At 64.5% G+C, this 25,190-nt stretch carries 25 protein-coding genes; 8 read left to right on the top strand and 17 right to left on the bottom strand.

Annotated elements, in window-relative coordinates; genetic code table 11:
• Positions 1-11 precede the first annotated feature (11 nt).
• Together JQ633_RS03760 and JQ633_RS03755 are read right to left on the bottom strand one after the other, a co-directional pair.
• Positions 12-836, bottom strand: coding sequence for a flagellin (locus JQ633_RS03760; protein WP_211982470.1), 825 nt, complete (start codon positions 834-836; stop codon positions 12-14).
• A 141-nt stretch (positions 837-977) separates the two neighbouring features.
• Positions 978-1,679, bottom strand: a complete 702-nt coding sequence (locus tag JQ633_RS03755; protein ID WP_211982468.1) for an RNA polymerase sigma factor — start codon at positions 1,677-1,679, stop codon at positions 978-980.
• A gap of 53 nt (positions 1,680-1,732) precedes the next feature.
• Between JQ633_RS03755 and JQ633_RS03750 the strand changes: the two genes are divergently transcribed.
• The 4 genes from JQ633_RS03750 to JQ633_RS03735 all read left to right on the top strand — a co-directional run bounded on the left by JQ633_RS03750 (position 1,733) and on the right by JQ633_RS03735 (position 6,871).
• A complete protein-coding gene (locus JQ633_RS03750; protein WP_211982466.1) occupies positions 1,733-2,074 on the top strand; it encodes a hypothetical protein in 342 nt (113 codons plus the stop codon).
• 359 nt (positions 2,075-2,433) lie between these two features.
• Positions 2,434-4,683, top strand: coding sequence for a hypothetical protein (locus JQ633_RS03745; protein ID WP_349631510.1), 2,250 nt, complete (start codon positions 2,434-2,436; stop codon positions 4,681-4,683).
• A gap of 66 nt (positions 4,684-4,749) precedes the next feature.
• Complete coding sequence (locus JQ633_RS03740) at positions 4,750-6,108, top strand: hypothetical protein (RefSeq protein ID WP_211982463.1); 1,359 nt, start codon at positions 4,750-4,752, stop codon at positions 6,106-6,108.
• Positions 6,109-6,145: 37 nt separating this feature from the next.
• Complete coding sequence (locus JQ633_RS03735) at positions 6,146-6,871, top strand: formyltransferase family protein (RefSeq protein ID WP_211982795.1); 726 nt, start codon at positions 6,146-6,148, stop codon at positions 6,869-6,871.
• A 191-nt stretch (positions 6,872-7,062) separates the two neighbouring features.
• Here JQ633_RS03735 and bioB read toward each other — a convergent pair whose 3' ends face one another.
• The 4 genes from bioB to JQ633_RS03715 all read right to left on the bottom strand — a co-directional run bounded on the left by bioB (position 7,063) and on the right by JQ633_RS03715 (position 11,151).
• Positions 7,063-8,112: a biotin synthase BioB gene (gene bioB / locus JQ633_RS03730; RefSeq protein WP_211982461.1), complete on the bottom strand. Its 1,050-nt coding sequence runs from the start codon at positions 8,110-8,112 to the stop codon at positions 7,063-7,065.
• A gap of 277 nt (positions 8,113-8,389) precedes the next feature.
• Entirely contained in the window at positions 8,390-9,628 is a 1,239-nt protein-coding gene (locus tag JQ633_RS03725) for a YbfB/YjiJ family MFS transporter (protein ID WP_211982459.1), read from the bottom strand.
• 78 nt (positions 9,629-9,706) lie between these two features.
• Complete coding sequence (locus JQ633_RS03720; RefSeq protein ID WP_211982457.1) at positions 9,707-10,372, bottom strand: L,D-transpeptidase; 666 nt, start codon at positions 10,370-10,372, stop codon at positions 9,707-9,709.
• Positions 10,373-10,536: 164 nt separating this feature from the next.
• Positions 10,537-11,151, bottom strand: a complete 615-nt coding sequence (locus JQ633_RS03715) for a TetR/AcrR family transcriptional regulator (RefSeq protein WP_211982455.1) — start codon at positions 11,149-11,151, stop codon at positions 10,537-10,539.
• A gap of 233 nt (positions 11,152-11,384) precedes the next feature.
• Here JQ633_RS03715 and JQ633_RS03710 point away from each other — a divergent pair, with 233 nt between their 5' ends.
• The gene (locus tag JQ633_RS03710; RefSeq protein WP_211982453.1) at positions 11,385-12,143 is read left to right on the top strand and encodes an SDR family NAD(P)-dependent oxidoreductase; all 759 of its coding nucleotides are present in this window, start codon (positions 11,385-11,387) and stop codon (positions 12,141-12,143) included.
• A 33-nt stretch (positions 12,144-12,176) separates the two neighbouring features.
• On the opposite strand, the gene JQ633_RS03705 is transcribed toward JQ633_RS03710, so the two are convergent.
• The 3 genes from JQ633_RS03705 to JQ633_RS03695 form a co-directional block, all read right to left on the bottom strand.
• Entirely contained in the window at positions 12,177-13,343 is a 1,167-nt protein-coding gene (locus JQ633_RS03705; RefSeq protein WP_211982451.1) for a VOC family protein, read from the bottom strand.
• Positions 13,344-13,477: 134 nt separating this feature from the next.
• A complete protein-coding gene (locus JQ633_RS03700; protein WP_211982449.1) occupies positions 13,478-13,918 on the bottom strand; it encodes a nuclear transport factor 2 family protein in 441 nt (146 codons plus the stop codon).
• A gap of 165 nt (positions 13,919-14,083) precedes the next feature.
• The gene (locus tag JQ633_RS03695; RefSeq protein WP_211982447.1) at positions 14,084-15,040 is read right to left on the bottom strand and encodes a LysR substrate-binding domain-containing protein; all 957 of its coding nucleotides are present in this window, start codon (positions 15,038-15,040) and stop codon (positions 14,084-14,086) included.
• A gap of 148 nt (positions 15,041-15,188) precedes the next feature.
• Here JQ633_RS03695 and JQ633_RS03690 point away from each other — a divergent pair, with 148 nt between their 5' ends.
• Positions 15,189-16,238, top strand: a complete 1,050-nt coding sequence (locus tag JQ633_RS03690) for a LacI family DNA-binding transcriptional regulator (RefSeq protein ID WP_211982446.1) — start codon at positions 15,189-15,191, stop codon at positions 16,236-16,238.
• 114 nt (positions 16,239-16,352) lie between these two features.
• Here the strand turns inward: JQ633_RS03690 and JQ633_RS03685 are convergent, their stop codons facing one another.
• The 4 genes from JQ633_RS03685 to JQ633_RS03670 form a co-directional block, all read right to left on the bottom strand.
• Complete coding sequence (locus JQ633_RS03685; protein ID WP_211982444.1) at positions 16,353-17,327, bottom strand: sugar ABC transporter substrate-binding protein; 975 nt, start codon at positions 17,325-17,327, stop codon at positions 16,353-16,355.
• Positions 17,328-17,397: 70 nt separating this feature from the next.
• Complete coding sequence (locus tag JQ633_RS03680; RefSeq protein ID WP_211982442.1) at positions 17,398-18,366, bottom strand: ABC transporter permease; 969 nt, start codon at positions 18,364-18,366, stop codon at positions 17,398-17,400.
• The gene (locus JQ633_RS03675) at positions 18,363-19,343 is read right to left on the bottom strand and encodes an ABC transporter permease (RefSeq protein ID WP_211982440.1); all 981 of its coding nucleotides are present in this window, start codon (positions 19,341-19,343) and stop codon (positions 18,363-18,365) included. The genes JQ633_RS03680 and JQ633_RS03675 overlap by 4 nt, the downstream gene beginning before the upstream one ends.
• Complete coding sequence (locus tag JQ633_RS03670) at positions 19,336-20,841, bottom strand: sugar ABC transporter ATP-binding protein (RefSeq protein WP_211982438.1); 1,506 nt, start codon at positions 20,839-20,841, stop codon at positions 19,336-19,338. The genes JQ633_RS03675 and JQ633_RS03670 overlap by 8 nt, the downstream gene beginning before the upstream one ends.
• A 364-nt stretch (positions 20,842-21,205) precedes the next feature.
• Between JQ633_RS03670 and JQ633_RS03665 the strand changes: the two genes are divergently transcribed.
• Both JQ633_RS03665 and JQ633_RS03660 read left to right on the top strand, forming a co-directional pair.
• Complete coding sequence (locus JQ633_RS03665) at positions 21,206-21,670, top strand: RidA family protein (RefSeq protein WP_211982437.1); 465 nt, start codon at positions 21,206-21,208, stop codon at positions 21,668-21,670.
• A gap of 6 nt (positions 21,671-21,676) precedes the next feature.
• Positions 21,677-22,015 (top strand): DoxX family protein, encoded by a 339-nt coding sequence (locus JQ633_RS03660; protein ID WP_211982435.1) that lies wholly within the window; start codon positions 21,677-21,679, stop codon positions 22,013-22,015.
• Between the two features lie 87 nt (positions 22,016-22,102).
• Here JQ633_RS03660 and JQ633_RS03655 read toward each other — a convergent pair whose 3' ends face one another.
• Genes JQ633_RS03655 through JQ633_RS03640 form a run of 4 tightly spaced genes read right to left on the bottom strand, consistent with a single transcriptional unit; the run spans position 22,103 to position 25,181 of the window.
• Positions 22,103-22,465, bottom strand: coding sequence for a cupin domain-containing protein (locus JQ633_RS03655; RefSeq protein WP_211982433.1), 363 nt, complete (start codon positions 22,463-22,465; stop codon positions 22,103-22,105).
• Between the two features lie 3 nt (positions 22,466-22,468).
• Complete coding sequence (locus tag JQ633_RS03650) at positions 22,469-23,497, bottom strand: quinone oxidoreductase family protein (RefSeq protein ID WP_211982431.1); 1,029 nt, start codon at positions 23,495-23,497, stop codon at positions 22,469-22,471.
• Entirely contained in the window at positions 23,494-24,420 is a 927-nt protein-coding gene (locus JQ633_RS03645; protein ID WP_211982429.1) for a 3-keto-5-aminohexanoate cleavage protein, read from the bottom strand. The genes JQ633_RS03650 and JQ633_RS03645 overlap by 4 nt, the downstream gene beginning before the upstream one ends.
• An 11-nt stretch (positions 24,421-24,431) precedes the next feature.
• Positions 24,432-25,181: an SDR family NAD(P)-dependent oxidoreductase gene (locus JQ633_RS03640; RefSeq protein WP_249158717.1), complete on the bottom strand. Its 750-nt coding sequence runs from the start codon at positions 25,179-25,181 to the stop codon at positions 24,432-24,434.
• Positions 25,182-25,190: the final 9 nt, after the last annotated feature.

Raw genomic sequence — 25,190 nt, 5'->3', positions numbered from 1 at the left:
TATTTCCTCACTTAGCCGAGCAGCTTCAGCAGGTACTGCGGCATCTGGTTGGCCGCGGTTTCCGCCGACACCGCGGCCTGGGTCTTCACCTCGGCCGAGGACAGCGTCGCCTGCTCGGCGGCGATATCGACGTCCTTGATCGCCGAGTTGGCCGACTGCAGGTTCTGGGTCTGGGTCGAGATCGAGTCGGCGCTGAAGTTGAAGCGGGATTCCTGGGCGCCGATCTCGGCGCGGGCCGACGACACCGTGTCGATCGCGGTGTCGAGCGCCGACATCGCGCTGGTGGCATCCGACAGGCTGGAGACGTCGAGCGAGGTCACGCCGAGCGAGGATGCGGTCAGGCTGGTCAGCGTGATGGTGATGGTGTCGGCGGAGGTCGAGCCGACCAGCACCGAGACGCCCGAGGCGAACACGCTGGAGCCATCCAGCAGGCTCTGGCTGCTGTAGCGGGTGCCGCTGGCGATCGAGTCGATTTCGCCCTTGAGCTGCGTGAATTCCGAGTTGATGTAGCCGCGGCTGGAGTCGCTCACGGTGCCCGAGGCGGATTCCGAGGCCAGCGACTTCATGCGCGCCAGGATGTCGGAGATGTTCGACGCGCCGCCGTCGGCGGTCTGCAGGATCGAGGTCGCCTGCGCGGCGTTGGTCGCGGCCTGCTGCAGCGTCGTGATGTCGGAGGAGATGCGGGTCGAGATCGCAAGACCGGCGGCGTCGTCGGAGGCCGAGGTGATGCGCGAGCCGCTCGACAGCTTCGACAGCGCGCTGGTTTCCTGCTGCGAGTTGATGTTGAGGTAACGGACCGCGGAGTTCGCGGCGGTGTTGGTGGAAATTGCCGGCATGATTAGCTCCTGTGCTGATGGGCATGGCATGCCGCATCGTGGTAGAAGAGAGGTGACGCGGATCCAGCCCCCGTCCGCCCGATCAAACGGGACGGCCGCCGGTGATCAGGCGCGAAATCTTTCAGACGCAGGAATTTATGGTTAGCAGTCGGTAAACGCGCCGCGCAGGTCGCGCTCGTGCCGCTTGAGCATCTCACGCAATTGTTGCCGCCCGCGCTTGAGCAGCGACTCCACCGCGGCGACGGTTGAGTCCATCACCTCGGCGATTTCGCCGTTGCTCATGTTCTCATGGTAGGAGAGGATCACCGCGACACGCTGCTGCTCGGGCAGCTTCTGCATCGCGACTTCCAGCATATTTCCGATCTCGTTGCGCTCGATCACGGCGCTGGCGTCGAGCTGGGTGTCGGCGACCTCCGGCACGACATCGACACTCTCGGTGCGCGGCTTGCGGCGCAGATCGATGCAGCGGTTGCTGACGACGCGATACAGCCAGGTCGAGAACTTGGCGCGGCCATGCTGCCAGCGGCCGCGATGCGTCCATACCTTCAGCATGGTGTCCTGCACCACGTCCTCGGCATCGGCGGCGTTGCCGACGATGCGCAGCGCGATGGCGTAGGCGCGATCGACGTGACGCTCGACGAGCGCGCGAAACGCCGCCTCGTCGCCGGCGGCGAGACGGTCGAGCAATTCCTTGTCTTCGTCCTGCACCTCGACGGTGTCGAGCGGGCCCGCATCGGCAACGGTCGGCACTTCGCTCCAGGGAGCCGCAGCTTCGGCCGGCGCGACCGTGGCCTTGCTGGCCTCGATCTCGCCCGGTGCCCTCATATCAAGCGCGTAGCTCATCCGCCGCTCTCCAACCAACGCCGCAGGCACACATCCCATGCGGCTTCTGAGCGTTGAACGGCGAGGCCGGACAAACCAGGCGAAGATTTTTTGTTATTTTTCAATTGCTTAAGCGGATGTTTTTGCCGACCGCCCGGCAAAAGCTGCCGCGCCGCGACGGCGCGGGGAAAACATCTCGATGGTTGGAAGCAGTCGTTGAGCATCGCCCCGGGATTCCGCGGAAGAGATCGTCGCGCCGAAAAACGCTGTTGTCACACCAACTCACGCGACGCGAACAGATGCATGCGCATCGGCATGCGGTGATCCATTCCCGTCGTGGTCGCGATCTTGCATTCGACGATTGCGACTGGGCAATTTTTTCCGAATCACCATTTCGACGTTATCGGATTTTTTGAATCTGTCAGTCGCGAAGCACGCGTTTTCGAATCCCGCATCGAACTTTTTTGAAAAGACGCGCCTGATTTGTCTCACGCGCGCGTTCAACGCATGAGGACTGGCGGGATTTCTGCGCATGACGATCGCTACCGTCGACGCGACGCGTCGAATGCGGAATGTTTCTGCATGCTCATTCGATGTTTTCGATACATTTCTGTTGCGCGCCTGCACGACGCCGGATGGCGTATTTGAAAGGGTTTTTCAGCTTTCAGGTATTGCTGAAAAATTTCCCAACATGTCTGCCGGTTTCGTTCAGCATCGAATTCTCGCGGCATCGCGCGCACACAAGGCCGCGAAGCAGCGTCGCGGCAGCACTGAAGTGCACATCACCGATATCTATAAGTACTTTCCGTTCAGGCTGTTCGGCCTGACGCGCGACGCGCTCGCCGATCTCGCGCGACTGGAGTTCGAAGCCGAGCTCGAGCTGTGCCGGGTCAATCCGGAAATGCTTCAGCAATATGCCGACATGAAGCGCGGCGGTTTCCGCGTCGGCTTCATCTCCGACACCTACTGGAATTCGGATCAGCTCGCGCAGCTGCTGCAGAGCTGCAATCCCGGACTGACCTGGGATTTCCTCTACGCGTCGTGCGACCATCGCAGCAGCAAGAGCGAAGCGCTGTTCGAGACCTATCTCGCCGAGCAGGGCATCGATCCCGCAAGCTCGTTCCACATCGGCGACAACGAGCACGCCGACATCAAGGGCGCCCGCCGTCACGGCATTCGGCCGCGCTACTATCCGCAGGCGAGCGCGGCGCTGGCATCGAAGCTGCAGCGCGAGACCTCGCTGTTCGAATTGCTGTGGCCCGAGCAGCCGTCGCGGCTCGATCACGGCGCCCGCACGCTGCGCCGCGTCGTGACGGCGCAGAGCTCAGAGCATTCTCCCGCCTTCCATCTCGGCCTCACCGTTGTGGGCCCGGTGATGGCGGCGTTCGATGAGTTCATCGAAGCGCGACGCGCCGCTCTGGCGCGCGAGGGCGCGCGCGTCGCAATTGCCTTTCTCGGCCGGGACGGCTTTCTGCCGCACCGTATCTGGCAAGCCGCCGATCGCGGCGCCGGCGCCTATGTCGAGGTCAATCGCCGCGTCAGCCTGATCGGCTCGGCCACCACGATCGAGCCTCTCTGTGATCTGCTGAACCGGGTGGTCGAGATCGACGCGCCGACCTTCGTCGATCTCGTGAAGGTGCAGCCGCCTGCGGTGATGGACTTCTTTGCGCAATATCCCGACGGCATCGCAAGCGGCCGCGAACTCGCCGACGCCCTGCCCGATCTGATGGACCCGCGTGAGATCACCGACGTCGCCGCCGGCGTCCGCGCGCGCCTGCTTGCCTATCTCCGCGCGCACATCCCGGATCTCGACAGCTGCACCGATCTGATCCTCGCCGACGTCGGCTATTCCGCGAATGTGCAGAAATCGCTGCGGCGGATCTTCGACTGCGAAGGCATTCGCATCCGCCTGCACGGCGCCTACCTGATGTCGCTGGACGATGCCTTCGACGACATCGCCGACGACGACACCGCGGAAGGCCTGATTTCCGATCGGGTGCTGACCCCGTATGCCAATCGCATGCTGATCCGCAACGCCACATTGCTGGAACAGCTCTGCTGTCCTCCGCAAGGATCGGTGCGGGACTATCGCGGCAGCGAGGTCTTGCGTGAGCACGACCAGCGGCCGGCCGCACAGCTTGCGCTCGCCACCGAAGTCCAATCGGGGGCGCTGACCTACGCGGCGCGCGCCCGTGAGCTTGGCCCGCGTTACGGTTTGCAGCCCCATGCCGAAGAGGCCGTCGCCGCGCGCTGGGCCGCCACTGTGCTCGGACGCATGCTGCTGCTGCCTGACGACGATGAGCTGGCGCTGCTCGGAGGCATCAAGCACGACCTCAATCTCGGCACCCAGGCGCTGGTGCCGATGGTCGACGCTAACTTCATCAACGACTGCATCGTCGCGCGCGGTCTCGGCGTTGCCTGCACCGTGCCGGCGCCGCCGATGTGGCTGGGCGGCAGCTTTGCCGCGCTGTCGCCGTCGCATGCCTACCTCTACACACTGTTCGGCGCCAACCGCCTGCCGGCAAACGTGTTCGGCGAAGCGCAGTGCGGCACGCTGCAGGTCGGCCTGTTCGGACGCGACGGCCAAGCCGCGCTGGAAAGCATCAACGTCACGCATACCGGGCTCGGCGACCTCCGCCTGCGCGTTCCGCTGTCGCGGGGCATGGCGGTCGCAACGATCGCGCTGCCGCTGGCAAAGCTCGCCCGCGAGGGTCTGCTGCACGGCGTCACCGTTCAGTACGGCGCGAGCACGGCCAAGGCCGCCGAGAGCGCGGACGTGAAGCCGATGGCCGAGGGACGACTCACCTTTGCAGGCCTCGAGTGCAGCGGCCGTCACTTCCGCGCCTCCAGCGACGACGGCATGCTGCTGATCCCGGTCGACGACTTCGACGATGAGGTCGCGATCTACACGGTTGCGCTGACCTCGTTCAGCCACGACCGCATCCTGGCGATCGACGGGGGCCATGCCGATGCGGCACCCGCGGCCACCTTGAGCTGGCGCAGCGCCAACCGCGTACTGGAATGATCGGCTGATTTTGCGCGCCTGATCTCGCCGCCCCGCACGTAGAAGTTAACGAGGGGTAGCGCGGGCATGACATCAGCTGACACCACGCAGGCGAGCGGCCTGCAGACCGATTTCGACCGGTTGCTGCCGGCGCACGGCATCCGCATGAACGCGCCCCAGCGCCGGCGGCTCGCGTGGCTGGCCGAGCGGCTCGGGCCTGTCATCATCCATCAAGGGAGCACGATTCCGGCACGGGAGAGCGGCGTCGTCATCGTCGTCGAGCCCCCGAGCGGTCCCGCCGCCGAATTGTTCTGCCGGTCGCTGCGCAACGAGTGCGCGGTGGTGATCCCGTTCGGCGAGAATCCGGCGTTCGACTTTCTCAAGTCCAAGCTGACCGACTTCGGGACGATCGGGCCGAGCCTCGACGGCCCGCACGAGATGTGGTGGGGCGGCATCAATTGGCGCGCGATCGCTCCCGCGCAGGGGGCGCGCGCCGATGCGCCATTGCGCGTCGTGTCCTGCTATCCCCGCGCCTGCGGCGACGATCACACCCGCGCGCTGCTTGACAGGCTGGCGGAGTTCGAGATCGCCTGCGAGATCGCTCCGATCGATACCGCGGATGGCGGGCGCATGCGCGCGTCCGAGAAGGCCGCCTTCATCCAGCGGATGTGGCAGCAGCATCCTGAGCCGCTGCTCTTCATCGAGGCCGACGCCGTGCTCGGCGAGCCGCCGTTGCTGCCGCCGCACCTTGCCTGCGACGTCGCGCTTCACAAGTGGAACAGGTGGGAGGTGTCGGCGCGCACGCTCTACCTCGGCCGCTCCGCGGCGGCCGAAGCGCTGCTGTGCAACTGGCATCACATCGCGGCGGCCTATCCGGCAGTCTGGGAAGGCTATCTGCTCGACCAGGCCTGGAGCCTGACGTCGTCGCAAATGCCGCTCGATACGGTCTGGCTGCCGCGCTCGTACCATGCACCGGCCGACGATCTCGGTACGCCCCGGCACACGACGATCGTTCACAACGTGCCGGCAGACGGCGCCGATCTCGGGCCCGACCTTGAATTTTCCGTGGCGATGCGCGCCGCCCGGCGCGCCAGCCGCAGCGGCGGCCGCGATTCCATGATCGTGATCACCTCGCAGGCGTCATCGAGCGACGCCATCACGGTGATCATGCGCGACATCGCGGCCAGCGACGCGCGCGAGATGGCCGTCAGCATCGAGGCGGTGACCGCGGCATTTACCGCAGATTGCGGCGGGTTCGGCCGGCTCGAGCTCGCGCTATGCCCGTGGCAGGACGATATCCGCGCGGCAAAGTCGGCAGCCCGGCAGGCCAACAACCGGATCATCGAAATTGCGCCATGGCAGACGCTGCCCGCCGATCTGTTCCGCACCGTCGGGCAGGCCCGCGATGCCGGCAGCGTCGTGGTGATGGCCGGCCAGCGCGGCTGATCGCAGCAAGGGAAAGACAGCGGGAAGGACATCAGGCATCATGAAGACCATCATCCTGCTCACCGGCATCGCCAGCCAGCAATTCGCGCTCACCGAGCTGTTGAAGGCGCACAATCCGGCGCTGTCGTTCCGCTGTGCGGTGACGGCGGAAGACCTCGCGGCGATCGAACCGGATGTGCTGCGCGATGCGCGGCTGCTGGCGTTCACCACCAGCGTCATCGTCCCCGGCCGCATCCTGGCGGCGCTCGGCCATGGCGCGTACAATTTCCACCCTGGTCCGCCGCAATATCCGGGTTGGGCGCCGGCGCATTTCGCGCTCTATGACGGCGCGCGCACCTTCGGTGCCACCGCGCATGTGATGGCCGCGCGGGTCGATTCCGGCCCGATCATCGGCGTCGAGTCCTTCATCGTCCCCGACAAGATCAGCGTGCGCGGGCTCGAGCAGATTGCCTATGTGCGGCTCGCCCATCTGTTCTGGCGGATGTCGCGCGACCTCGCCTGCGATCCCTTACCGCTCACCGAGCTGCCGATCGCTTGGTGCGGCATCAAGAGCACGCGGCGGATGTACCGGGACATGTGCGAACTTCCCGCCGGCATCAGCGCCGGCGAGCTTGCGCGCCGCATCCGCGCCTTCCACGACGATTTCCGCGGGATACAGCTGACCTACAGCCTGCACGGCACCCGCTTCCAGCTCGCGACGGCGGCCCCAGCGGCGCCGGAAGCGCCGCAGGTGATCTCGCCGCCGCTCGCCGCGGCGTCCTGACGGCAGTGGCAGCAGGACAGCTCCTTCTCCCCGTTCTTACGGGGAGAGGGTTGGGGTGAGGGGCTGCCTCCGCGCAAATGATGGCAGTTTAATTCGCGGAGACTCCCCCTCACCCGGAACGCATCTGCGATGCGTTCCGGCCTCTCCCCGCAAGCGGGGCGAGGCGAAGCCGATCCCCTTCGATGCAAGGCTCAGCCGGCTCGCGCGACGATCTCCGCGTCATTCGCCTCTGCGGCCGGCCGTGCCCGCTCCAGACCCGAATTGATGCCGAGCCGGTCGAGCAGATCGGCGTCACGGTCACGTTGCGGATTGCGCGTGGTCAGCAGCACATCGCCGATGAAGATCGAATTGGCACCGGCGAGGAAGCAAAGCGCCTGCAGCTCGTCGGTCATGTATTGCCGTCCGGCCGACAGCCGAACCACGCTTTGCGGCATCAAGATGCGGGCGACCGCGACGAGACGTGCGACCGCGATCGGGTCCGGCCGCTCCGCGGTGTCGTTGACCGGCACGCCCTTGACCTCGTTCCAGAGATTGATCGGAACGCTTTCCGGATGGGTGGCCATGTTGGCGAGCAGCACCAGCATGCCAAGCCGGTCGGTGACCTGTTCGCCCATTCCGATGATGCCGCCGCAGCACACCTTGATGCCGGCTTCGCGCACATGGCCCAGCGTGTCGATTCGATCCTGCAGAGTGCGCGTGGTGATGATCTGATCGTAATAGTCCGGCGAGGTGTCGACGTTGTGATTGTAGAAATCGAGCCCGGCGTCGCGGAGCCGGCCGGCCTGCGCGGGCGTCAGCATGCCCAGCGTCACGCAGGTCTCCATGCCGAGGCCCTTCACGGCGCTGACCATTTCGCAAACCTGGTCGAGATCGCGATCCTTCGGATTGCGCCATGCCGCCGCCATGCAGAACCGCTCGGCACCGGCTTCCTTGGCGCGCTGCGCGGTGGCGATCACGTCCTGCTTGTCCATCAGGCGCGTCGCCTTCAGGCCGGTGTCGTAATGCGCGCTTTGCGAGCAATAGCCGCAATCCTCCGGGCAGCCGCCGGTCTTGATGCTGAGCAGGCTCGCGGTCTCGACGTGGTTCGGATCGAAATGGGCGCGATGGACGGTTTGCGCGCGGAACACCAGGTCGGAGAACGGCAGGTCGTACAGGGCCTCCGCCTCGGCGCGGGTCCAGTCGTTGCGGACAGGCCCACCATTGCGGCCGTTGCCCGGTTTCGCGCCTTCAGTATCGATCATCACGCTCATTCTCCCCAATCATGCCTCAGCCTTGCGCGGCGAAAAGGCATCTGATCGACAGATATGCGTCCATTCGATGGCGCAAGTCCATGCGCCCTGCGCGACGGCAGGCATGCGGCCGTCGCTTTCGAGGTGAGGTAACATCTGCCGGCCGGACGCCGCCGCGGGATGCGCCGACCGGATCGCCAGGGGGCGGTCAAGATCGGCGACCTGCGCCGCGGGCTCACCGACCCGCCGCTCCGTCAGCCGCGCAGCCGACGAACGCGCATGGTTCGGTTCACGTCGCTCGCATCGGCTTGATCTCGCCGGTGCGCGCCCTCGGGACGATCTCGCCGAGCAGCACCAACAGCAACAGCCCGGCGGCGGTGAGGAACAGCATGCGGTGATTGCCACCGCTGATGTTGAGCAGCGCCGAGAACAGCGAGCCCGCGACCGCCATCGCCGCGGCGGAGAGGATGGTGGCCCGGCTCCACACGACGTTCTGCCGGTGCGCGCTGTGCGGGATCGACTCGCGGACCCGTGCCAATGCGAGCGGAACGATGCCGGGCGCGAAGGTGCCGATGATGATTGTGAGCAGGACGAGCACCGGCCGATTGTCCGTCGCATAAAGACCGAACAGCGCCGCCGCCTGCACCGTCACCACCAGCCGCACCGTCGGGCGCGGGCCGACACGGTCCGCAAGCAGGCCGTAGAGCGGCGGGCCGGCGATCGCGCCTACGCCGTACCAGATCCAGAATATGGCCCCGGCGTGAATGCCGTCGCCGAGGCCGCGGGCGATGAAATCGACCAGGAACACCATCGGCGGCACGGCCGCGGTCGCCATCAGCGCATACTGCGCATAGAGCAGACCGACACGCGGACCCGCATGCCAGTGCGTCGCCGCTGATGCCGACGAGTCGGGCTCGCTGCCGGAATTGAGGCCAGATGCGGGCCAGGCGAACCAGCTTGCTGCAGTCAGGATCGCGGAGAAGATGCCGAGCCCCAACCAGGTCTGGCTCAGGCCCAGATTGAGCAGCAGCGGAACGATAGTTCCCGAGCCGGCGATGCCAAGGCCGAGACCGAGGAAGATTGCACCGCCGGCAATGCCTCTGCGCGCTTTCGGCACATGGGGCAGCACCGTGCCGGTGACCAGCACCATCACGACGCCGCCAGCGACGCCCGACAGCAGCCGCCAGCCGAAATACCAGACGAACGACAGCGGCGTTGCGCAGGCAAAGAACGCGGCGGTGATGATCAGCATCATCAGTCGCAGCGTATTTTCCTTCGACACATGCATCGCCAGGAGCCGTGCCAACAGCGCGCCGCCCAGATAGCCCGCCAGATTGGCGGCGCCGAGATAGATCACGGCGGAAGCCGAGAACCATTGCGCCTTGATCAGTTCGGGAATCAGCGGGGTGAAGGCGAAGCGAGCAAGCCCGATGCTGACGAGGCTGGCGCTCAGCCCGGCGAAGATGTGGCGCCAGACCAGGATGCGGTCGACCTGCGCCGGCGAAAGGCTCTGCGAATGATGGGGCATTGATGTCTGCTCGATTAACGGAAAGGAATTGGGCATTGAGCCGCATCGGCATGCCCGGGAAGAACGAGCGGCGTGGCGCTACGCGACGTCGCCATGCGCGGGCAGCACCACGACCCTGGTGCCGACCGGAACGCGGCGGTAGAGATCGATGATGTCCTGGTTGATCAGGCGCACGCAGCCCGACGAGACCATCGTGCCGATGGTCCATGGCTCCACGGTCCCGTGCAGCCGGTAGTAGGTGTCCTGCCCGTTGGCGTAGAGATACAGCGCCCGCGGCCCGAGCGGATTGTCGATGCCGCCATCCATGCCGCTCGCATAGGGGCCGTAGCGCTTCGGCTCGCGCTTGATCATCGACGGCGTCGGCACCCAGCGCGGCCACTCGGCTTTGCGCGCAATCGTCGCGGCGCCGCGGAAGTTGAAGGCCTCGTCCCGGCCGACACCTACGCCATAGCGGATCGCGCGTCCGCCTTCCTGAACCAGATAGGCAAAGCGCTGGGCGAGATCGACCACGATCGTCCCGACCGGCTCGCGGGTGAGATAGGCAACCTCGCGGCGATAGTATTTCGGATCGATCCTGCTGAGGTCGACGGCCGGCACGGCAAACGGTTCGCCCGAGACGGCACCATAGATCGCAGCGTGTCGCGGATCGTGTTCGTCGCCCGCCATCAGGCCGGGACGATCCTGCGTCACGCATCCCGCCAGAATGAATGGCGTACCGCAGACGAACATGCGTCGAGTCAACATGGCTTAACTGATCCTTCCTCAGGGCGCGAGGCAGCGCGCACGCAGCAGGACGCGGCGCGCGGCGGCGATGATGGATTTGGGTAGATGACGGGTCGCTGGTTACGGTGTTTCGCCGGAGGCCGTGCTAGCCTCCTCGAGCAACATCGGCCTGTAATACAGATCGATCATGATGGCCTCCGCCTGGCGGACGGCCACGCGAGGCCAACTGCCGCCAGCCCCGGCCCGACCAGGCCGTTCAGCAGGGCGGCGTCGGGACGCACGCGCGCCAGCACGCGCAGTCCAAGCAGCAAGGCCAGCAAATGGCGCGCGTGATCCTCGGCACGGAAGCTCGTCGCTATCTCGCCGCCGGCCTGTCCGGCAGAGACGCAGCGCAGGAAGAACTGCTCGATCTTCGCCGTCTCGCCGGCGAGATAGGCCTGCAGTTCGTGATCATCGGCGGTCGCCTCCAGCGTGGCATTGACCAGCAGGCAGCCGCGGTGCTGCGGATCGGCCAGCGAGCGATCGACGATCTCGCGAAAGAACAGAACGATCGCCTGCCCCGGCGATTTCGTGCGCTCCAGCCGCACGATGCGTTCGAGCAGGATGCTGTCGAGATAGTGCCGCAACGAACGCAGAAAGATGCCGCGCTTGTCGCCGAACGCCGCATAGATGCTGCTCTGGGTCAGGCCCGTCGACTCGACGAGATCGCGCGTCGAGGTCGCCTCGAAGCCCTTGGCCCAGAACACCGCACCGGCGGCTTCAAGAACCTGGACCTCATCGAACTCACGGGGCCTTGCCATCCGTCAAACTCCATTATGGATCATTTGCTCCATATTAATGGAGCGAACGATCCATAATGTCAAGCAGCTTTCGACCGCGCAGATCTCGCCCATCGCGAACGGACAGAGGCTGATCAACGTGTTGCCATGGCTGCTGAAGTCCACGACGATACATATCCCGGACCCGCGGCGTCTCGTTCGCGCCGCGGCAACCCAACCGACGCCGTACAGGCGCAAAATCGAGAGGATGCCCAATGCAAGGCGCCATCTATCCAAGCCTCAAGGACCGCACCGTTCTGGTGACCGGCGGTGGTTCCGGCATCGGCGAGGCCATCGTCCGCCAGTTCATCGGCCAGGGCGCGCGGGTCGGGTTCATCGACATCGATGCGAAGGCGTCGCAGCAGTTGCTGGCGAGCCTGCCGGCGCAGGCACGCGCGCATTTCGAGCACGCCGATCTGCGCGACATCGCCGCCTTGCGGCGTGCGATCGTCGCCATCCGCGAGGCGCTCGGGCCGATCACCGTCCTGATCAACAATGCCGCCCGCGACGACCGCCACGCGATCGCGGACGTTACGCCGGAATATTGGGACGAGCGGTTCGCGGTCAATCTGAAGCATCAGTTCTTCAGCGCCCAGGCGGTCGCGCCGGACATGAAGCAGGCCGGCGGTGGCTCGATCGTCAACATCGGCTCGGTGAGCTGGGTGATCGGCCAGGGCAACATGCCGTGCTACACCACCGCCAAATCGGCAGTGCAGGGCCTGACCCGGGCGCTCGCTCGCGATCTCGGGCCGGACAACGTGCGGGTCAATTCGATCCTCCCCGGATGGATCATGACGCAGCGGCAGCTCGATCATTGGCTGACGCCGGAAGCCGAGGCCGAGCTGATGCAGCGCCAATGCATCAAGCGCAAGCTGATGCCCGACGACATCGCCCGCGTCGTGCTGTTCTACGCGGCCGACGACAGCGGCGCCTGCACCAACCAGAACTACATCGCCGACGGCGGCTGGGTCTGACCCAGCCGCCAGAATTCCCGGGCCCGTACTCCGTCAACCCGCCGGAACAGGAACCGGTGCGGGACGGAGCGCTATATTGCGCTCGATCTCGATGCGGCGCTCCTCGACCTCGGGCGGCAGACACAGCCGCTGTCCGAGTTCGTCTTGGGGCTCGTCGACCGTCAGCACGGTGGGCGTGGAGATTGCGCAGATGTGCCCGTCCGGATCCCTGAAGAAGAACAGCTTGCTGTAGACCGCGTTCTGGATATCCGAGATTCGCACTCCAGCTCGCCGCAAGCGTTCATGCTCGTGAGCGAGCGCGGCATCGTTCTCCACCTCGAGCGAGAAGTGATGCGACAGGCCGGTCCCGAGGCGGCCCGTGCTGTAGCCCGGCAGCCCGAAGAATGTCAGGACCGAACCTGGAGAGAGTTCGTCATCGCAGCCGTAGTAGTAATGTGTGCCGCCCTTCTCATCCAGGTAATCGGTCTTCTTGATCAAGCGCAATCCGACGGTCTCGACGAAGAATTTTTCCGTCCGTTCGGCATTCGATGAGATCGATGTGAAGTGGTGGAAGCCGCGCAGCGCGAAGTCGTCGGTAATCGCCGGTGCCGGCTGAGGCCAGGTTTCGGAAGCCGTCAAGAGCTCGTCGCGTCCACCGATCAGGTTTTCCTTCGGTTGCGGACGAAAGCCGGAGCCCAGCACCGCCTCGTCGTGACCGAATCCCGGCTCCGTGGTTGCGATCTCGATGATCGCCCCGTCCGGATCGCGCAGATAGATCGCGTGAAAATACTGCCGATTGTAGGGGCCGGTGACGTGCAGGCCTAGGTCGGTCAGGCGGCGCTTCCATTTCAGCAGCCCGTTCCGCGTCGGAACGTGAAGCGCAAGATGATGATTGGTGCCGGCACCCCAACGTCCCTTTGGATCGCCGACGCGCGGAGATGCCACGCCCGCGATCGTGGCCTCCCGGTCAACGAAGCCGGCTTCCGGCATCGTGTAGAAGATGGGATTCCATTCGATGTAGCTGATGGTATGCCCGCGGCGCGGCTCGCCCTTGAAGGTTCGAAATCCGAAGGTGATCACCGGCAGGCGTGGATCGAGATGATGGACCGTTCTCTTGACCACGGGCAATCCCAGCAGCACCGAATAGAACTGCTCGATGCGCGCAAGATTGCTGGCCACGAAGACCTGATTGTTGACACCGCTGACGACCATATTGTTCATCTTGGACCTTCAAATGCCAATCCGCCGGACGCCCTTCCCGTCACGAGGATTGCAGGGTTGAGCAAGAACAGGAAGACGCCGCCCGGAGAACACAGCGTTCGGTTTACTGAACGAAGGGCAAGCCTGGACGCGTCCTACCGGCTCACCAACCAGGGATAGCGCGCGGTGTCGGCGTCCCAATAGTCGGGATCGAGGTAGATGTGCAGGCGATGAATTCGAAAATCCCGGATCTCGAATACATCACACCACAAGCCGGCATGGGTAATTCCGGCGCGCCATTCGACTCCGTCGGTCGTCGTTCCGTGACTTGCGCCCTCGACGACGACAAGGTCGTCCTTGATGACGACATTCAGGTGCGCGTGATGATGGGTGATCGAACCAATGATTCTCCCGAGGTCGGCAAAAAGGCGTTGTATCTCGTCCTTGCCGTTCGCAACGCCCCACTTCGGAAAATGAACCCGCGCCTTTGCATCGAAGAGATCGATCAGGTCCTCACCCCGATCTAATCTGAGCAGATACTCCAGCGCGATCGACTTGCGCTGCTCGTCGGTCATCGGCCTGACAACAAAGTCCATCGCATCCTCCCTTCACCAAACGGTGCCAATGCATCCGCGCGACAGCCGCGTAAGTGCAACGCGCCGTCGGCGGCGTGCGAGAGTTGCAGGTCTGCTGAACGGGAAGAAGAGTGCCGCTGCCGAACGCTGCGTGCAGCCTGTCGAACGCTCGGATCGGGGTGATTCTCAGCGTGCCCGGCGTCTCGATGACTTTGGTTGAGGTCCCTGTGCTGCCGCAGGCTCGAATGCGGTCACGCGCGGCATTTCGTCGGCAAGAAAGTCGACCAGCGCTCGGACTGCGGGAAGCAGGCCACGCTTGTAGGGGATCAGAGCCGAGACCCGCGCATCAGCAGCGATCCAGCCGGGCAGGACTTGCCTGAGCTTTCCCGCAGCGATCTCGTCCCTGCAGACATACCCGGGCAGAGCAACAATTCCGAGGTCGGCACACGCCGCCTCCTTGAGCGCCACCATGTTGTTGCTTTGCAGCCGCGGGACGATCCGAACGGAATGCTTGCGACCGTCGGCTGCAAGCAATTCCCAGTTCGACGATCCACCCTGCGTGATGGCGAGCGTGTCATGCGTGGATATCTCGTCCGGGGTCGCCGGAACGCCTCTGGCGTCGAGATAGCCCGGACTGGCGAACAGAACCCACGGCGCGCGCGCGACGCATCGCTGGACAAGTGATGAGTCCTCCAGCGGCGATCTGTGCCCGCGCAAGGCCAGGTCGAATCCGTCGGCCACGATATCCACCAAGGTATCGGTCGCGATCTCGACGATCCGGACCTTGGGATATTTCTTGAGAAACGCCGCCAGAAGATCGCCGAGCGCGAACTGCGCTATCTCGATCGGAGCGGTCATACGGATCACGCCGCTCGGCTCGCTCGCACGCTGGCGCACCGCTTCTTCGGCAACTTCCGCGGCCTGAAGCAGGGTCTGGGCATAGTGGTAGAACTGCATGCCGACCTCGGTCACCCCGAAGCGGCGCGACGTTCTGTTCAGCAGCGTAACACCCAGCACGTCCTCGAGGTCCCTGATGCGATTGCTCAGGGTGGACTTGGCAAGGCCAAGCGATTTGCTCGCCGACGTGAAACCGCCGCGGTCGACGATCTGAACGAAAAAGAAGACGTCCTTCAGATCAAGCATCAATGGGCCATCAGCAGGCTGGGAGATTCATCTCTAACGACGCTAGTTCCGCGGAACAATCGATTGCAAGGCCGCTCTCCGGTCCGGTAAAGTCTGCCGGAGGTCCCGGGATTCGGGTCGTAGCATCAGCAGTATCACGTTCGCACCCATGGCTGGCAAACGGAACGGCAAACGGACGACCATCACCCTGAAGGAGGTGGCGGAGCTCTCCGGCGTTCACGCATCGACGGTCTCGCGCGCCCTCAATCCAGCTACCCGCTCGATGGTGATGCCGGCGGTGGTCGAGCGAATCTTGAAGGCCGCAAAGAAGCTCGGCTATCAGCCTGATCCCGTCGCAGCCAGCCTGCGCACCGGCCGGTCTTCGCTGGTCGGCATTCTGGTTCCCGACATCGCGAACACCGTATTCGCCCCGATCCTGAGCGGAGCGACCGAGCGGCTTGATGAGCAGGGCTATTCGGTCATCGTCTCCGACGTCGGCAACGAGCAAGGGCGGCAGATCGACCTTGTCGCGAAGCTGATGGCGAGGCGGGTCGATGGCCTGATCCTCGCGACCGTCAGTCGCGATGACCCTTTGGTCGCGTACTGCATCGAGCGGAATCTGCCCGCCGTGCTGGTCAACCGGGCCGAAACCCAGTCCCGGCTCTCGGCTGTCGTGTCCGACGATGCGCTCGGCATGCAGCTTGCCGTCGATCATCTGAGCGAACTGGGGCACAAGCGGATCGCCCACCTGGCCGGCCCGACCAGACATTCGACCGGCTTCCTGCGCCGCAGAGGCTTTGCCCAGGCAATGGCGGCGAACGGTTTTGACGCGGCGGCCGCCCCTTGCGAAGTTGCCGACGCCTTCACCCGCGAGGCGGGCGCCGTTGCCATGCGGCGCCTGCTCGACACGCACCGGGGCATCACCGCGATCGCCGCTGCGAACGACCTCCTTGCGCTTGGCGCCTACGACGTGCTGCATGAGCGCGGTCTGAGCTGCCCGGGTGCCATCTCGATCATCGGACATAACGACATGCCCCTCGTGGACATGGTCGCGCCCGCATTGACCACGATCAGAATCAGCCATCGTGAAATGGGGCGGCAAGCCGCCGATCTGCTGCACCAGGCCATCGAGCAGCCCGACGCTCCCGCCCGCAACGTCGTGCTGCCGCCGAAGCTCATCGTGCGCAAATCCACCGCGGCTCCGCCTTCGACGAAGTAGCCGTTCTTTGGCCCGCGACCGGTCAGGCGCGCGAGCGGCGGCTTCGCTAGTCGGGCAGATCGGCTTTCTCGTCCCCATCCTCAAGACTCCGATCGGGAGCCCTGCCGGCTGTCGTCACTGCCCGGCGGCGTAGCTCTCAGCGGTCGGACAGGTGCGCTTGTCGTACGGGACCAGCCACTCGGCGAAGTTGGCCTTGGTGATGATTGCGCCGGGAATCAGCAGGCGCTTCGGCGTCTTTTCACCACGAATGGCCCGCAGGCCGATCTCCGTTGCGACACAGCCGATCTTGAAGCCGTTGAACTCCGCGATCGCCAGCAGGCTGCCTTCCTTGACGGCTTCGACCGCTTCCGGCACGCCATTGATCGAGACCACGGCGGTCTTGGTCCGGCCAGCCGACTTCAGCGCTTCCGCCGCCCCCAACGCCGACGCATCCGCCGCCGAAAGCACACCGTCGATGTCGCTGAACTGCTGGATGAAGTTCTCCATCACCTGCAGGCCCAGCAGACGCTGGAAATTCGCCGGCTGCGACGCGAGCAATTTGATGTTCGGATATTCCTTGAGTGCCGCATCGAAGCCACGCTTGCGCTCGTCGCCGGTGTTGGATCCCTTGACGCCTTCCAGGATGACCACGTTGCCCTTGCCGCCGAGGTGCTCGAACAGCGTCTTGGCGATGTCGTAAGCCAGCTTGTAGTCATCCTCGCCGACAAAGGAGAGATAGGGAGCGTCGCCGGCCTTGTCGTTGTAGTTCACGATCGGCGTGCCGCCCTCGATCAGGCGCTTGATCGTCGGCAGCTGCGCCTTCGGGTCGATCGGCATGAACAGGATGACCGCGGGCTTGGTCACGCCGACATCCTCGAGCTGCGACATGCCTTCCGTGATGTTGTTCGGCTTCGTGGGGACGTATTGCCGAACCGTTGCGTGCATCTTCTTTGCCATCTGCTCCACGCCGGCCCGCACACCCTCGAAATGCGGATCGACCTGGTTCTTGGTGAAGGCGGCGACGATTTCGCCATCGGCCAGCGTGCTGTGCGACGAACCGAGCCACGCCAGGGCAGCGACGGTGAGAGTGACGGTGATCTTGTTCCGCATTGGATTCCTCCTCGTTGTTGACGCCGTCGGCTGTCGCGCCACTCCGCGCGCACAACCGACGTTCGGAAATTCAGTGACCGGCGCGGCGCGCCGCAAATGCATCGGTCAGCATCGCGAGCAGGATGACGGCTCCGGTGACAAACGGATGCCAAGCGGAACCGACATTCAGCAGATTGAGGGCCGCGACAATCAGGGTGAGAATGACGGCACCCGACAGCGTCCCGAGGATGCTGCCGCTGCCGCCGAACAGCGAGGTGCCGCCGACCAGAACGGCCGCGATCGCGGGCAACAGCAGCGGCTCGCCGATACCCGGCTCGGCAGCGTTCAGCCGCGCCACATAGATCAGAGCGGCGAGCCCGGCGGCAAAGCCGCTCAGCGCGTACAGCAACATGCGGCGGCGGGCGATCGGGATTCCCGACAGTGATGCCGCCGCCTCGTTGGCGCCCATCACATACACCTCGCGGCCGATCGTGGTGCGCGTGAGGAAGATCAGGCATCCGGCGCCGACGGCCAGCATCACCCAGATCGGGACAGGCACGCCGAGCCAGAAGCCGCCGCCGAAGAACCGAAACGCGGCAGGAAACCCGTAGATCACCTGGCCGGCCATGAACCAATAGGCAATTCCCTGCGCGACCCACAGCATGCCGAACGTCGCCAGGAAAGCCGGGATCTTGAGGCGATTGATCAAGAGGCCGTTGGTCAGGCCGACGAGCGTGCCGCAGCCAAGCGCAACGGCAACCCCGGCGACCGGTTGTCCGGTCAGCTTGATCACCGATGCGGACAGACATGCACACAAGGTCAGATTGGCACCGATCGACAGATCGAGTCCGCCACCGATGATGACCAAAGTGAGCCCGGAAGCCACCAGGAACAGCAGGCTCGCCTGCCGCAGCAGGTTGAGGGCATTGTCGATGGTGGCGAAGGCCGGACTGATCAGGGAGAGCGCAACACAGATCACCACGATGATGGCCAAACGAACCAGCATGGGGACCGGAACGGCCGGCAGAGCAGTCGACACGGGAGCCTGGAGTGTGGTCATTCTGTGATCCTCGCGACAGGCCGTTTGCGGTTGCGGTCGATCAGCAATGCAGCAATCAGCAGTACGCCGACGCAGACCACCTGCAGCGATGGTTCGACCGAGAGAACATTGAGCCCGTTGCGCAGCACGGTGATCGCGAGGACACCGAGCACGGTGCCGAACAGCCACCCCTGCCCCTTCTCGAACGACGTTCCGCCAAGCACGACCGCGGCGATCGCCTCGAACTCCATGCCGACCGCGACCGTTGGGTGAGCGGAGTTGGTACGGCCGAGCAGCAGCACCGCCGAAAGGGCAACCGAGACGCTGCAGACAACGTAAACCGCCATGTGGACGAGATTGGCCCTGATGCCCGCAAGGTGAACGGCATCCTTGTTGCCGCCGACGGCGAAGATGTAGATCCCGAACCGCGTGCGATAGAGCACGAGGTACAGCAGGCCGTAGAATGCCGCCGCCACGAGCACCGGGACAGGAATGCCGAACACCGCCGCGCGGTAGAATGCCTCGAGCGCCGGCGTGAATCCTCCGATCGGCTCGCCGTTCGTCAGCGCAAGGGCCAGCCCTTCGCAAAGCCCCATCGTGCCTAGAGTCACCACAAAGGCGGGAAGCGCGAGGTAGCTGATCATGAATCCGTTCAACAGCCCGACCACGAGCCCGAGGGCCACGGCGGCGGCCAGCGCGGAGAAGATGCTCCATCCGGCAACCAGCAGGGTCGCGATGATCACCGCGGCGAGCCCGATCAGCGCCCCGACCGATAGATCGAGGCCGGACGTCAGGATGACCAGTGTCATCGGCAGAGCCAGCATCAGGAGAAGCGAGGCCTGCAAGCCGACATTCGACAGATTGGTAATGGAGAGAAAGCGCGGGTTTCCGATCTGGAACGCCACGACCATCGCCAGCAGGATGAAGGCGACACCGGGGACGCGGGCAAGATATCCGCCGACAGTAACCGGAGAGCCCGGGAGCGTTTGATCAGACATGATGCACCGCCAGATCCAGAATGGCCCTCTCGGAGAGATTGTCGCGGTCGAGGTGGCCGACGATGCGATAGTCCCGCATCACATAGGCGCGGTCGCAGAGATGCAGCAGCTCCGGCAGCTCGGAGCTGATCATCAGCACGGCCGCCCCGTCGCGCACCAGCTCGTCGATCAGCCGGTAGATCTCCGCCTTGGCTGCGACATCGACGCCGCGGGTCGGTTCGTCGAGCATGAACAGGCGTGAGCCGGCCGCGAGCCATTTGCCGAGAACGATCTTCTGCTGATTGCCGCCGCTGAGATGCCGCACCAACTGGGCGCTTCCCGGCGTCGCGACCTTGAGACGCCCGATCAGGTCGGCGCACACGCGCTCCGCCGTCGCCGGGCTGAACCAGCCGCGACGGAACAGCCGCCACATCGAAGCGGCGGTGGCGTTGTCGCGAACCGCCAGCGGCAGCGCCAGCCCCTCCCGCTTGCGATCTTCCGGTAACAACGCCATACCCTTGCGTGCGCTGCGATCGGGACGCGCTGCCAGCGGCGCCCCGTCGAATTCCAGGTCTCCCGCGGTCAGCGGATCTGCGCCGAAGATCGCACGGACCACTTCGGTGCGACCCGAGCCGACCAGCCCTGCGAGACCGACGACCTCGCCGGCGCGGACTTCCAACGAGATATCAGCGAGCTTCGCGGTGCGCAGATGACGCGCAGCGAGAACGACGGCTCCTGCGGGGCGCGGCTCGCGTCGCGACAGCGAGTCCAGCGAACGGCCGATCATCGCGCGCACCATCTCTTCCGCGCTGACCTGGCCGCGCTGGAAGCTATCGACGACGGCGCCGTCGCGCATGACGGTGATGCGGTCGCCGAGCGCCTGAACCTCCTTCATGCGATGGGAGATGTAGACGATCGCGACGCCCTGACGCTTGAGCCGCTCGATCACCTCGAACAACCTGTCGGCTTCGCGCTCCGAAATCGCCGCGGTGGGCTCGTCCATCACCAGGATGCGCGCGTTCTGGGAAAGCGCCTTGGCGATCTCGACCATCTGTTGCTGCGCGACTCCGAGGTCGGCTGCGAACGTCGCGGGATCGTAGTCGAGTCCCAGCTGACGGAGAATGTCGCGTGCTGCCCGGCGCATCGCCGCCTTGTCGACCAGGCCGAGACGCATGAAGCCCTGCTCGCGCCCGAGAAAGATGTTCTGCGCGATGTCGAGATACGGCGCGAGCGAGAACTCCTGGAAGATCACGGCGACGCCAAGCGCGCTGGCATCGGCGGGACCGCGGACAGATACTTTCTTGCCGCCGAATTCGATATCTCCGCCGTCGGCGATGTAGGCGCCACACAGCACCTTGATCAGGGACGATTTGCCGGCGCCATTCTGACCGAGGATGACGTGGACCTCGCCGGCATGGATGTCGAGCGATGCGTTCCTGAGCGCATGCACGCCGGGGAACGACTTGCGGATGTTCGCGAGGCGCAACAGCGGCGCACCGCCGGCGTCGGAATTTGTCACCGACGCGAACGAACTCGCTTCATCGACAGAGCCACACTGCGATCGCTCTTTGGGTTTCACGTATCCATCCCGCCGTGAGTGACGTTTAGCTCGGTTGCAATGACAATACCGCAATCGATTGCATAAACAAGTCGAAATTATTGTTGCAGGCGCCTGGGGATTCCGAGCCAGATACGCTCATCTGTATTCAGAAGTGGATTAATGTAAGTATTTTCAGTGCTTTGATTGAACAGTCCAGCACCAACGCGAACAGCAGACACTGCTGCGACAATTTTGCAAGCGATTGCAGATTTTATCAATCGAGCGTATGATGCGGTCGATCAATTGGTCGCTCTCGCAAAAAACAGACGGATGGACACTGAAGATGACTCGCAAACCCGCGTTCGCAACGTCCCCCACCAATCCCGAGATCAAGGAAGTTCAGACCATTCCCGAGCGCAAGGTCGACATGCCCTACGCGCCGGCGATACGGGTGGAGAGCCCGTGCGGACTGCTCTTCATTTCCGGCGCAACGCCCTCGCCGCTCTATCACAAGCATCCGCACGCGCTGAGCGAGCACGATCATCCCAATTCGATCGAGGACCAGACGCGGCGCGCCATGGAGACGATCAAGACGATTCTCGACCATGAGGGGCTGGCCTGGACCGACGTCGTCAAGGTCACGAAGTATCTGACCGATATCCGCGACCAGGATGGAATGGTGGCCGTGTTGAAGGAATATTTCGGCAGCTGGACGCCCGCGAGCACCACGGTGTGCATCAATCAGCTTTCCACGCCGGGCGCGCGCGTCGAGCTCGACATGATTGCCGCCCTGCCCAAGGGACGCTGATCGCTGATGATCAGCAGCCACTTGCTACCGATCCTGCTATCGGCGGTGTTGATCTGGGCGGGCGGGCTCAACCTCGCCGGCCCGGATTTCATCCGGGAGGAGTTTGCCAAATGGGGATATTCGGATGGCCTGCGGATGTCCGTGGGGCTCGCCGAATGGGCCGCCGCGATCGCCTTGATCGTCGTTCCGTTCCGAATGCTGGGTTGCGCCCTCGCGGCGATCATTCTGCTCGGCGTCATCGTGACGTTCGCGAGGGATCGCAGCCTGATGCGGCTGGAGTACCCGCTGGTGCTGCTCGCGATCGACATGATGATCGCAGTCCAGACATTGGGTTTGATCAGCTGACGAGTGCGCATGAGCGCCGGTCCGCGCTGTCATACGACCGGCAACGCTCCACCATCGTCCCGGCGGAACGAATTTCGAACCGTTCCGCTATCGCCCCTGCGCCGGGCGCTCTTCCGCGCTCAGCGGCATGACCAGAAGCAGGCTCGCGGGCGTTTTGCTTCTGTTGGTGAGACGGCGATCCTCACCCGGCTCGATGCGGCAGGAATCCCACCGGCCCAGCACAACCTCCTCCGAACCGTTCGAGACATGCACCTCGCCCTCGAGGACGACATACATCTTCTCCTGAGGCGAAGCGGATAATACGGTTCCGCCATCGGGAGCGATCACGGAAACGCCGATCCACATCGTTTCGGCAGGACCGGCCTCCCGGCCCTGGAGCCGAACCATCTTCATGTCGTGGTGACCCGGCGCATCATAGCCGGGCGCTTCCGCGAAGCGGACGACGTGCATCGATCAGCTCCCCGGCCGCAGGATGATGCGGTCGCGGGACGATCCGATCACGGCCGCATACGCAGCCTCGGCGTCCCCCAGCGAATAGATCGACGTCGGCACGATCGGGAATGGCCGAAGCGAGCCATCGTCGAACCCATGCATCATGCTGCGCAACACGTTCGCGCTCTCGATCGACGAAAAGCCGAGCGTATCGACACCCACATAGGTGTGGCGGGCACGATAGAACGCCAATATGTCGAACTCGACGATCCTGTTGACCGCGGCGATCAGGATCTGTCGGCCATCCTTGGCCAGCGAACGGTTGGCATCCTGGAAGTAGGGATCGCCGACCGTATTGAAGACGATGTCGACGCCTCGTCCTCCCGTCAGCCCGAGGACAGCTTTCGGCACCTCGACCGCTGCGGAGTTGATGACTTCGATCGCCGTGTTTGCGTGCCCCTGATACGGCTCGTCCTTGCGGACAACGCCGATCACGTTGGCGCCTCGCGAGGTCGCGATCTGAACGGCTGCCTGGCCTACTTTCCCGTTCGCCCCGAACACCAGGACGAACTCCCCTTGCTTTGGCATTCCGGTGCGCCGAAAGCCTTCGATCGCGGTGACGAACGGCACGCCGATCCCGGCCGCCTCTTCCATCGACATTCCGCCGGGCTTGCGCACCAGCGCATCGGCCTCAACGGCAAGATGCGAGGCGTGCGATCCATCGCGACGGATTCCGAGGTCGCCGGAGCTGCCGAACACCGCCTGGCCAAGCCAGCTTGCAGGACCGTCGATGACCGTGCCGGCAAAATCCCGACCGGGAGTCCGAGGAAAGACCGCGTATGGCATCAGCCCGGTCGTGGCCTTGACGTCAGATGGATTGACGCCCGCAGCTTCGATCCGGACCAGAACTTCGCCCTGCCCGCGGCGGATCGTTCGCGTCTCCCGCGCCAGCCTCACGGCGTTCACATTCGGCGCCTTTGCGTTGATCCTCACGCAATCCGCCTCGACGATCATGGGCGCGCTGCCCGCGTCAGAAAGGGTGAGTGTCATGTCCGGTTCTCCTGCGCAACGCGCGTAGCAGTGCGCGGCGTCGCCAGGCCGACGATCTCTCTGGCCTGCGAACAGGTCGCGATCTGACCGCCGAGATCCTCGACGATGCGGCGCGCCTTCGTCACCATCTCCCCATTCGACTTGGCAAACTGCCCGCGGGAGAGATAGACCGAATCCTCCAGGCCGACCCGCACGTGACCGCCTGCCAGGTACGATAGCGCAACCGACGGGAATGCGGCCTTGCCGATTCCGATCGCCGTGAATTCGGCGTCGCTCGGCAGCAGATTACGTGCGTAGAGCACGGTCTCCGGTCCGGGTTGGAAGCCGTAGCGAACTCCCATCACAAAGGAACACAGGATCGGCCCCTGCAAGGTACCGTCCGCTAGGAGGTCCTTCATCAACGCGATATCTCCGGAATCGAACAGCTCGATCTCGGGTTTCACGCCGGCGTCGGAGATGACCTTCGCCATCCGCCGGACGTTGCCGGGCGTATTGATCACCACCTCCTTGCCTGAATTCATCGTGTTCAGATCGAGCGTGCAGATCTCGGGGCGGAGCGCGGCGATATGCTCGACCCTGCGCTCCGGCAGCATCAGCGTCGTGCCCTCCGCTGCGAGCTTCGGCTCGTCATGGGAGGGAACGAACCGGCCGCCCGGGCCCGTGGTGACGTTGAGAATGAGCTCCGGATTCCGTGCGCGGATTCGCTCGATCACCTCGGCGTAATGGTCCAGGGACATCGAAGGACGGCCGGTCGCCGGATCCCGGACGTGAATATGCACAATCGCGGCGCCGGCATCCGCGGCACCGAGACAGGCATCCGCGATCTGCAGCGGTGTGATCGGCAAATACGGCGTCTGCTCCGGCGTCGTCAGATTGCCGGTCACGGCGCATGTGATGATGACATGGTCACGAGGAGATCGCATGGCTTGCACCTTCAGAGCGAACGGCCACCGTCGACCACGATGGTCGTGCCGGTAGAAAAAGTGAGATGGGTCGAACAGGCGAAGATCGCGGACGCGATGTCATCGGCCGTCGCCACCCGCTTGAGCGGGGTTGTCGCCGCCGTCTTCTGGTTGAAGTCGGCACCGCGTCCCGGCACAAATTGTGTGTCCACGACGCCGGGTGCCACGGCGAGCACCCGAACCTCGGGCGCCAGCACGCGCGCGAGGGATTTGGTCATGACATCGATGCCGGCCTTGACCGCGCAGTAGGCGATCGACGACCCGATGCCGTTGGTCCCCGCGATCGACGAGATCGACACGATGAGCCCGTCGCCCGATGCTTTCAGCAGCGGCGCGAAGGTGCGAATGGTCGCGAACTGGCCACGCCAGTTCACCGCGAACATGCGGTCGATCAGTTCGTCGTCGAGGCCCTCGAGGTCGGCATGGGGAACCGGCTTGGTGAACCCCGCCGCGTTGACCAGGACGTCAAGCCGTCCACAGCGTGCTTCGATCACGCTCCGCAACGCCGTCAGCGTGTCCGATCGAGCAACATCAGCAACGGAGGCGAAGTGCCCTTCGCCCGGAAGCGACGTTACGACGCGTTGCGCCGCGGCGGCCTCCTCCGGCACATCGCGATGACTTATCACGACCTGCGCGCCGATCTCCGCGAAACGCCTTGCGACTACAGCGCCGATGCTGCCGGCTCCGCCGACGACGAGCACGGCCTTGCCGCCCATGGACATGGCACTCAT

Origin of the sequence: Bradyrhizobium tropiciagri, assembly GCF_018130505.1 — a bacterium.
GTDB lineage: Bacteria > Pseudomonadota > Alphaproteobacteria > Rhizobiales > Xanthobacteraceae > Bradyrhizobium > Bradyrhizobium tropiciagri_B.
This window is presented reverse-complemented; position numbering and strand designations above follow the sequence as displayed.

What these genes read in the sequence shown, in the direction of transcription:
- JQ633_RS03760 (WP_211982470.1), bottom strand. Translation starts at nt 836, where the DNA reads ATGCCGGCAATTTCCACCAACACCGCCGCGAACTCCGCGGTCCGTTAC.
- JQ633_RS03755 (WP_211982468.1), bottom strand. Translation starts at nt 1,679, where the DNA reads ATGAGCTACGCGCTTGATATGAGGGCACCGGGCGAGATCGAGGCCAGC.
- JQ633_RS03740 (WP_211982463.1), top strand. Translation starts at nt 4,750, where the DNA reads ATGACATCAGCTGACACCACGCAGGCGAGCGGCCTGCAGACCGATTTC.
- bioB (WP_211982461.1), bottom strand. Translation starts at nt 8,112, where the DNA reads ATGATCGATACTGAAGGCGCGAAACCGGGCAACGGCCGCAATGGTGGG.
- JQ633_RS03725 (WP_211982459.1), bottom strand. Translation starts at nt 9,628, where the DNA reads ATGCCCCATCATTCGCAGAGCCTTTCGCCGGCGCAGGTCGACCGCATC.
- JQ633_RS03720 (WP_211982457.1), bottom strand. Translation starts at nt 10,372, where the DNA reads ATGTTGACTCGACGCATGTTCGTCTGCGGTACGCCATTCATTCTGGCG.
- JQ633_RS03715 (WP_211982455.1), bottom strand. Translation starts at nt 11,151, where the DNA reads ATGGCAAGGCCCCGTGAGTTCGATGAGGTCCAGGTTCTTGAAGCCGCC.
- JQ633_RS03710 (WP_211982453.1), top strand. Translation starts at nt 11,385, where the DNA reads ATGCAAGGCGCCATCTATCCAAGCCTCAAGGACCGCACCGTTCTGGTG.
- JQ633_RS03705 (WP_211982451.1), bottom strand. Translation starts at nt 13,343, where the DNA reads ATGAACAATATGGTCGTCAGCGGTGTCAACAATCAGGTCTTCGTGGCC.
- JQ633_RS03700 (WP_211982449.1), bottom strand. Translation starts at nt 13,918, where the DNA reads ATGGACTTTGTTGTCAGGCCGATGACCGACGAGCAGCGCAAGTCGATC.
- JQ633_RS03695 (WP_211982447.1), bottom strand. Translation starts at nt 15,040, where the DNA reads ATGCTTGATCTGAAGGACGTCTTCTTTTTCGTTCAGATCGTCGACCGC.
- JQ633_RS03690 (WP_211982446.1), top strand. Translation starts at nt 15,189, where the DNA reads ATGGCTGGCAAACGGAACGGCAAACGGACGACCATCACCCTGAAGGAG.
- JQ633_RS03685 (WP_211982444.1), bottom strand. Translation starts at nt 17,327, where the DNA reads ATGCGGAACAAGATCACCGTCACTCTCACCGTCGCTGCCCTGGCGTGG.
- JQ633_RS03680 (WP_211982442.1), bottom strand. Translation starts at nt 18,366, where the DNA reads ATGACCACACTCCAGGCTCCCGTGTCGACTGCTCTGCCGGCCGTTCCG.
- JQ633_RS03675 (WP_211982440.1), bottom strand. Translation starts at nt 19,343, where the DNA reads ATGTCTGATCAAACGCTCCCGGGCTCTCCGGTTACTGTCGGCGGATAT.
- JQ633_RS03665 (WP_211982437.1), top strand. Translation starts at nt 21,206, where the DNA reads ATGACTCGCAAACCCGCGTTCGCAACGTCCCCCACCAATCCCGAGATC.
- JQ633_RS03660 (WP_211982435.1), top strand. Translation starts at nt 21,677, where the DNA reads ATGATCAGCAGCCACTTGCTACCGATCCTGCTATCGGCGGTGTTGATC.
- JQ633_RS03655 (WP_211982433.1), bottom strand. Translation starts at nt 22,465, where the DNA reads ATGCACGTCGTCCGCTTCGCGGAAGCGCCCGGCTATGATGCGCCGGGT.
- JQ633_RS03650 (WP_211982431.1), bottom strand. Translation starts at nt 23,497, where the DNA reads ATGACACTCACCCTTTCTGACGCGGGCAGCGCGCCCATGATCGTCGAG.
- JQ633_RS03645 (WP_211982429.1), bottom strand. Translation starts at nt 24,420, where the DNA reads ATGCGATCTCCTCGTGACCATGTCATCATCACATGCGCCGTGACCGGC.
- JQ633_RS03640 (WP_249158717.1), bottom strand. Translation starts at nt 25,181, where the DNA reads ATGTCCATGGGCGGCAAGGCCGTGCTCGTCGTCGGCGGAGCCGGCAGC.